The following is a 6,554-nucleotide window of genomic DNA, read 5'->3' on the forward strand; positions in this document are numbered from 1 at the left end:
CGTCAAACATCTCAAACCTCTTATCTTAAAGTATTTTCAAGCTCTATTTAAAATTTCGCGCTTTAAGCGCCGCGATCTACATATGCCGCTCGGAGGCTAAAATTTCAAGCCTTAGCGGCGATGCGGCGGTGCTTTTATACCGCTAAGGCGATTTTAAAATTTTACCACACTAAAATTTTAAAACCGCGGAGACATTGATCATTTAAATTTAGCGCGTCGACACTTTGCGGCGACATTTAAATTTACGTCAGCTCAAAACGATAGCGATCAAAGCTGCCGTTTTTACGCCGCATTCTCGAACGATGCCCTTTAAATTTACCACGCTACAGCAAGCGCCCGCAACGCTTGAAATTTTATCCGTACCGTTAAATTTTACCTACGCCGTTTAAAATTTTATCCAATGCGGCGCAGTTCAAACCTTTAAATTTACGCTCGCGAGTTTAAATTTAAACTGCGCACCGCAGCGAGCTGAAATTTTACCCTCTGTCCTCTGCGGCAAAATTCTACGAGCAAAAAACCTCGCGCGAGAGCGAGGATTTTACCACTTTTTGCCCTTGTTTAGGCGCAGAAACTCATCGGCTGAAATTTTAGTGATATTGCCATCTTTAACGTGAAATTTTTGAGTGTTTCTTTCGCTGAAAGTTACGTTGCCATCGGCTTTGCCGAGCTCAAACATCCCGTGACCGGTAGAGATTAGCAGCTCCTCATCTCCTTGCGAAGCGACGACGTAAGGGGAATTTATGACCATCTCGCGCTTCTTGCCGCTTTTTAGATCGATGATACCGATCCACATTTTGCCGCGCGGATTAAGCACGATATCTTTGCTGGGTGCAGGTACGCTTTGCGTGGCGTTTTCGTCGGTGGAATTTTCCTCCGTTTTGGCACTCGCGCGCTCGATCCTGATAGAGCGGTCCAGCGCATTGAGCGAGCTTAAATTTTCATCCGCAACAGCGGCTGCATTGGCATCTGACTTTAGTGCGAATTTTTCATCTGTAGCGTTGTGCGAAACGACGTCGATACCGATGTTTTCAAGCTTTTTTTGAGTGTTATTTACGATTGGAGCGTCCGAGTAGGTGGTTTTGTTTTGTTCCCATAAAAGCGAGCCCAAAAAGTCGCCGAAGCTTTTATAAAGTCCGAAATAAAAGATCGCGCCTATAATTAGTACCATCGCAAGCAGCCATAAAAGCCAACCGCCGCCGCTTTTGTTAGGGCTGACCCTTTGACCATAGACCTGCTCGACTTTGGCTTTTTTAACGGGCGCAAAGCTCGCTTTAGCGCTCTCGAACTCGCTCATCCAGTCCGATAGATCCAGCCCAAACTCGCGCTCTAAAATTTTAATGTAACCTCTAACGTTAAAATTTGCTAACTTCTCGAAGTCTTTGTTGATGATATATTCTAAATTTTGTGCGTCGATGCGCGTAGTGCGCGCTATCTCGATCAGATCCATAGATTTTAATTTATCCAGATCGCTATTTTTTGGCTGCTGTGTTTGCTCCGGCTTCTCGGTTTGTTCCGCCTGCTCGTCCGTATTATTTAACTTCTCTTCTATTTCTTCCATTTAAAATTCCATCGCATAGTATCGCAAATGCCGCACTTACGTTAAGCGAATCCCAGCCTTCGCGCATCTTTATCGATACCGCGCGGTCGCATTTTTTAAGCGCCCTAGCAGGTATCCCCTCTTCTTCGCTCCCCATTACGAGTGCGTTTTTCGCGCCGAGCTTTAACTCCTTAAAGTTCGTCCCGTCCGCACTCGCGGCATAAATTTCAAAGCCGCTTTGTTTAAGTTCATTTAGCACACTAAGCCCGTCTGCGGCCTTAACGACGTTTAGTTCATACGCCGCGCCCGAGCTTGCGCGCACTACGCCAGCCATATTTAGATTATTTGCGACGACGATCACGCTGTCCGCACCCAAAGCATAGGCGCTGCGCATTATCGCGCCGATGTTTCCGACGTCGGTAAGCCCATAAAGGATCGGCACAAATTTATCGTCTTTGACGCTAGCCAGATCGCCGAAGCTAAACTCCTCCACCTCAGCCAAGAAGCCTTGATGGTTGCCGCCGCGAGCGAGGGCTTGAGCTTTTTTCGCATCGACGCGCTCGATTTTTACGCCGGTCGCGGCGATCTTTTTAAAAATTTCTTTCTCGCACTCCTTTGCAAGGATGATGCGAATAAATTTCTGCGGATGCCGGTTTAAAAGGTGCAAAAACAGCTGCTTGCCGTAAATAATCATTTTGGGATTTTAGCGAAAAACGGTTAAAATATGACTTAGCGTATCAAATTTTTATATATTTCTTTGGCGGGTTCGCCGTTTAATTTTGAGAGTAGTTTTGCTTTTATTTTCGGCGCAATCTCAAGCGAGAGAATATCTTCCTGCGTGATTTTTTCAAAGCTTTTCTCGCCTGCGCCGTCAATCACAACGCACCATTCACCGTTTAAATTTGCGCCGTTTAAGCTCAGCGAAACCTCTGCGGCGCTACCGAAAAATTTGGTTTCAAATTTTTTCGTGGCTTCCTTGATCGCAAAAATTTTGCGCTGCGCGTCGATCCCCGCGATCTGCTCTATTAGCTTTATCACGCGCTTGGGAGATTCGTAGAGTACGCACGGATAGGGGCTTTGCATTAAATTTAGGATCTGGGCTTTGCGCTGCGCGCCGTCATTATTCAAAAAGCCTAAAAAGCTAAATTCTTTCTCCACTAGTCCGCTTGCGGCGGCTGCGAGCAGCAGAGCGTTTGCGCCGCTAAGCACCTCGTAAGCTACGCCGCTTCGTTGCGCAAATTTTACGAGCGCAATTCCCGGATCGCTGATGCAGGGCATGCCCGCGTCGCTTACGTATGCGCAAGCTTTTTCGCACAGAAGCGCCGCATCAAAACCCGCGAAAAACTCCGCTTCGTTGTGCGTGTGCAGCGAGTAAAACTGTGAAATTTTAAATGAAATTTGAAATTTATCGGATAATAAGTTTAGAAGTTTTTTTGAAACCCTCGTATCCTCGCAGATTAGGATTTCGCAGCTTTGCAATACCTCAAGCGCGCGGCTCGAGATATCGCTTAGATTTCCTATCGGCGTAGGAATGAGATATAGCAACTATTTCATTCCGTATTTTTGCTTAAATTTCTCGACGCGACCCGCGCTATCTACGATCTTCTCGCTACCCGTGAAAAACGGATGGCAGTTGGAGCAGATATCGACGCGGATCTCAGCCTTGTTCGAGCGCGTTTTAAAAGTGTTTCCGCAAGCGCAAGTAACGGTCGTTTCGACAAAGTTCGGATGGATATCTTTTTTCATTTTTAATCCTTTTTGATGATTTTAAAAGGCAGCGATTATACAACTTTTTTATCTAAAAAGCAAATTTAAAGGGTTTCAAAAAACTCTCGGCAAAGCGACAATTTTTTCTCGATCATGCTTTTTAAGCGCGAAGAATTTTAAAATTTAGCCCGCTTTGCGGGTAAAATTTATTTCACTGCAGTCTACTACGGCGTGTAAATACAGCGCGCGAAGATACGCTTCAGCAAATACGCGCCGCGCGTTAAGCCGCCGATAAACATAACAGGTCGTGCAGGCAAAATTTTAAATTCTAAAATTTAAAGGGCACGACTTTTAAAATTTTAAAATTTGCCGAGCGTTTAAAACATCAGCTTCGCGCAAGTTGCGATCAGCGCGGTATTTGAGCGCAAAATATAGGGGCTATTGAGCGCATAGGCATTTTTAAATTTCTTCCTTTCACGCGGCGAAAATCCGCCCTCGGGGCCTACGAACGCGATCTCATCGCCGCCGAAAATGTCGATGTTCTTGCCGCCAAAATCGATCAGACTTATGTTTTCATACCTTTGTGCAAGCTTGTCCGAGCCGCCCAAAACCTCGATCTGCATGATGGAATTTCGCCCGCACTGCTGCGACGAGTTGATCAAAATCCGCTCCATCCTCTGCAGATCGAGCCTCACGTTTTTCTGTGACAGATCGGCATATACCAAAATAAGCTGCCCGACGCCCATCTCGTTTAGCGCAGGTAGGCTCTTTTCGATCACGGCGCTCTCGACGACCGCCCAAGCGACGCAAAAATCGTGGCTCGGCGTAAAAACAGAGCTTTTAAAAACCAAATTTAGAGCCGCACCCTTACGCGAAATTTCAGAGATCTCATATAGATAACTCGCCCCGTCCTTTAGATTTCGTACGTCTATGCGCTCGCCCGCCCTTGCTCGTCTGGCCTTTAGGTGCAAAAACTGATCATTCTGCAAAACTAGGCTCTGTTCGCCTGCAAGCTTATCGTAAAAATATACCATCAAATAACACTCGCTATCAAAATTATCGCTAAGTTTAGCCCCAAAATCACCCGCATTTTGCGCTGATACGGCGCAAAGTTTTGACTTAGATACGCGATTTTCAGCCGCTTGTACGATACCGCGCTAAGCACGATCATCGCTAGCGATCCGACCGCCATAAAGTAAATTTTAAAGCTCAGATCAAAGCGCAGCACCGGCAGCATCACGCTTCCGCTAATTATCAGCGCCGCGATGCACGAATAATAGATCGGCAAAAACAGCCTGATGCGCCTAAGAAATCTAAGCCCAGATCTGCTCTTTTGCTTTAAATTTTCAGCTTGCGGCGCGGAGACGGCGGAATTTAAAGCCTCTTTGCGCGGACAAAATTCTGCCGCCGCGTCGATCTTAAGCTGGGTAAAAATCAGATAAATTATCGTTAAAATCGCCGCAGCTAACGCGAAAAATTTATGAAAGCCCAGGGCGCTTTGATACAGATAATCCATCACTTCCACCAGGGAGTTAAATTTGCAGTATAAAATTTTGCGCGGCTAGAGCCGAAGTGACAGAATTTCAACGCAAATTTTTTCGGCGCGAGATAAATCAGATCGGCTCCGCGCCTTTTAAATTTTAAAAACTCTTCAAAGCGGCTGCGGATATTTGTTGCGTCAAAATTTATCGCGCCGCCTTCTAATCGCGGTTTTGCGCAGCATATCTCGCGCCAAGAATGAAATTTTGCAGATAGAGCTTTATAAAATTTAAAATTTTTCTGCGCAGATCGCACGGGTAAGAAGAACGCTAAAATCGCGCCTACGCGCCGCATACGAACCACGCAAATTTTAAAAATTTTCAAATTTAGCCGCCGATTTTTCAACGCTCCGCCCTATTCGGTCACCGGAAGCGGCAGCATATCGGCGTTTATATCGACTTTAGGCTCGCTAGGCGCGATAGGCACATCCTTCGGCACCTCGCTATCTACCGGCGGCTTTTGCAAAGTATTCTTTTTCTCATCGTCGCAACCACCTAAAGCAAGCGCGCAGACAAAGATCGCGCACGTGGCAAAAACGCGCATAAGCCCCGCGCCAAATTTAAAGAAATTTCTCATCAGCAGTCCTTTGGATAGATGATTTTTTCGCCGCGCAGCAGCTTTTGCCAAAGCTCGGGCTGCCTCCACTCCTCGCGCACGGCGGGCGAGAATTCTATCTCATCCAGCGCGATCTCGCCCATCTGTGGATTGTAGGCGTCCTCGCGGAAGCACTGCGCGTAGCCGGTGGCCGTTTCGTGCACGATGACGCTGTGAAGCTTTACTTCGCGCTCGCCGTTTTGCATCTGAGTTAGGCTCAAAAGTCGGTCCACAAGGACGAAAAAAATTCTACAAAACTGCTCCGCGCTCGGATTTAGCGGTATCTGTACCCAGCGCGCGCTGTGTTTTTTAAGATCCGCGATATAGCCCGCATCGTCACGCGCGTAGATCGTCGTAGCGTGATCGAAACTATCGATAAGCTCGCGGATACCGAGCTTCATGTAGCCAAAGTCATAAACCATCCCCGCCTCATCTAAAAAATTTGAGCTAAGCAAAATTTCGCATCTGTAGGAGTGGCCGTGGATGCTCGTGCGGCACCGCTTCGAGCCGCACAGGCGCACGATGTGAGCGTTTTCGAATTCGTATAATTTCCTAATTATCATACCCCGTCCTTCTCGCCCCAAATTCTAATGTGCAGGCGATCGGAGTAATTATAGCCGTTTTTTAGGCAAAAATCCACGCAAAATTGCGTGCCGCTTTCCAGCTCGCGACGATCTGCGCCGCGCGGCATACAATAAACCTCGCTCTCGCACGCCGCTAAAATTTCGCTGATCTCGGGCTGCGCGTCAAACTCGGGCGAGATGACGAACTTGTAAAAACTATCTTTTGCGTTTTGTTTTAAGCTTCGCAGCGCGGCGAAGTTTAACCTGCGTTCGCGCAGCTCGGCGGAGTTTGAGAGCTTGGGCGAGATTCCGAAGACGCAGCTTTTGTAGGCGGGAAATTTTTCAAAATCCACTAAAATCGTGCCGTTGGTTTCGAAGTGCACCGCATGTCCGCGCGCTAGCAGCTCGCAGACGAACTCGTAAAATAGCGCCTCCTTGTGATGTAGCAGCGGCTCGCCGCCGGTGATAACGACGATCGGCTTTTGATAAAGCTTAGCGATCTGCGGCGAGACGGAGCTTTGCGGATTTAAATTTAAAAAATTCTGCGCCGCGAAATTCTCGCCCGCCATAGAATTTCGTGCGGCGGCTTTAGGATAAAACTTATAGTTCTGCGC

At 47.3% G+C, this 6,554-nt stretch carries 10 protein-coding genes; all 10 read right to left on the reverse strand.

What is annotated here, in order from left to right; genetic code table 11:
• Positions 1–538: 538 nt before the first annotated feature.
• Positions 539–1,558, reverse strand: coding sequence for a hypothetical protein (locus tag Q0413_RS07340; protein ID WP_298988339.1), 1,020 nt, complete (start codon positions 1,556–1,558; stop codon positions 539–541).
• The gene (gene rlmB, locus Q0413_RS07345; protein WP_298988340.1) at positions 1,530–2,231 is read right to left on the reverse strand and encodes a 23S rRNA (guanosine(2251)-2'-O)-methyltransferase RlmB; all 702 of its coding nucleotides are present in this window, start codon (positions 2,229–2,231) and stop codon (positions 1,530–1,532) included. Before rlmB ends, Q0413_RS07340 begins: the two co-directional genes overlap by 29 nt.
• 35 nt (positions 2,232–2,266) lie before the next feature.
• Entirely contained in the window at positions 2,267–3,082 is an 816-nt protein-coding gene (gene rsmI / locus Q0413_RS07350) for a 16S rRNA (cytidine(1402)-2'-O)-methyltransferase (RefSeq protein WP_298988341.1), read from the reverse strand.
• Positions 3,083–3,283, reverse strand: a complete 201-nt coding sequence (gene rpmE / locus Q0413_RS07355) for a 50S ribosomal protein L31 (protein ID WP_005869728.1) — start codon at positions 3,281–3,283, stop codon at positions 3,083–3,085. It lies immediately after the preceding gene.
• A gap of 338 nt (positions 3,284–3,621) precedes the next feature.
• On the reverse strand, positions 3,622–4,278 hold the full coding sequence (locus Q0413_RS07360; protein ID WP_298988347.1) for a 16S rRNA (uracil(1498)-N(3))-methyltransferase: 657 nt from the start codon (positions 4,276–4,278) through the stop codon (positions 3,622–3,624).
• Complete coding sequence (locus Q0413_RS07365) at positions 4,278–4,760, reverse strand: hypothetical protein (protein ID WP_298988342.1); 483 nt, start codon at positions 4,758–4,760, stop codon at positions 4,278–4,280. Before Q0413_RS07365 ends, Q0413_RS07360 begins: the two co-directional genes overlap by 1 nt.
• Positions 4,760–5,128: a hypothetical protein gene (locus tag Q0413_RS07370; protein ID WP_298988343.1), complete on the reverse strand. Its 369-nt coding sequence runs from the start codon at positions 5,126–5,128 to the stop codon at positions 4,760–4,762. Before Q0413_RS07370 ends, Q0413_RS07365 begins: the two co-directional genes overlap by 1 nt.
• A 9-nt stretch (positions 5,129–5,137) precedes the next feature.
• The gene (locus Q0413_RS07375) at positions 5,138–5,359 is read right to left on the reverse strand and encodes a hypothetical protein (RefSeq protein ID WP_298988344.1); all 222 of its coding nucleotides are present in this window, start codon (positions 5,357–5,359) and stop codon (positions 5,138–5,140) included.
• Positions 5,359–5,940: a 6-carboxytetrahydropterin synthase gene (locus Q0413_RS07380; RefSeq protein WP_298988345.1), complete on the reverse strand. Its 582-nt coding sequence runs from the start codon at positions 5,938–5,940 to the stop codon at positions 5,359–5,361. The genes Q0413_RS07375 and Q0413_RS07380 overlap by 1 nt, the downstream gene beginning before the upstream one ends.
• A partial coding sequence (locus tag Q0413_RS07385; RefSeq protein ID WP_298988346.1) for a 4Fe-4S cluster-binding domain-containing protein occupies positions 5,937–6,554 on the reverse strand: 618 nt, incomplete at its 5' end. The genes Q0413_RS07385 and Q0413_RS07380, both read right to left, overlap by 4 nt.

It is taken from the genome of uncultured Campylobacter sp. (assembly GCF_938045465.1).
Taxonomy (GTDB): Bacteria; Campylobacterota; Campylobacteria; order Campylobacterales; family Campylobacteraceae; genus Campylobacter_B.

Bases quoted from the DNA above. Each gene is read 5' to 3' on its own strand.
- rpmE (WP_005869728.1), bottom strand. From the start codon at position 3,283: ATGAAAAAAGATATCCATCCGAACTTTGTCGAAACGACCGTTACTTGC.
- rlmB (WP_298988340.1), bottom strand. From the start codon at position 2,231: ATGATTATTTACGGCAAGCAGCTGTTTTTGCACCTTTTAAACCGGCAT.
- Q0413_RS07365 (WP_298988342.1), bottom strand. From the start codon at position 4,760: ATGGATTATCTGTATCAAAGCGCCCTGGGCTTTCATAAATTTTTCGCG.
- Q0413_RS07380 (WP_298988345.1), bottom strand. From the start codon at position 5,940: ATGATAATTAGGAAATTATACGAATTCGAAAACGCTCACATCGTGCGC.
- Q0413_RS07360 (WP_298988347.1), bottom strand. From the start codon at position 4,278: ATGGTATATTTTTACGATAAGCTTGCAGGCGAACAGAGCCTAGTTTTG.
- Q0413_RS07340 (WP_298988339.1), bottom strand. From the start codon at position 1,558: ATGGAAGAAATAGAAGAGAAGTTAAATAATACGGACGAGCAGGCGGAA.
- Q0413_RS07375 (WP_298988344.1), bottom strand. From the start codon at position 5,359: ATGAGAAATTTCTTTAAATTTGGCGCGGGGCTTATGCGCGTTTTTGCC.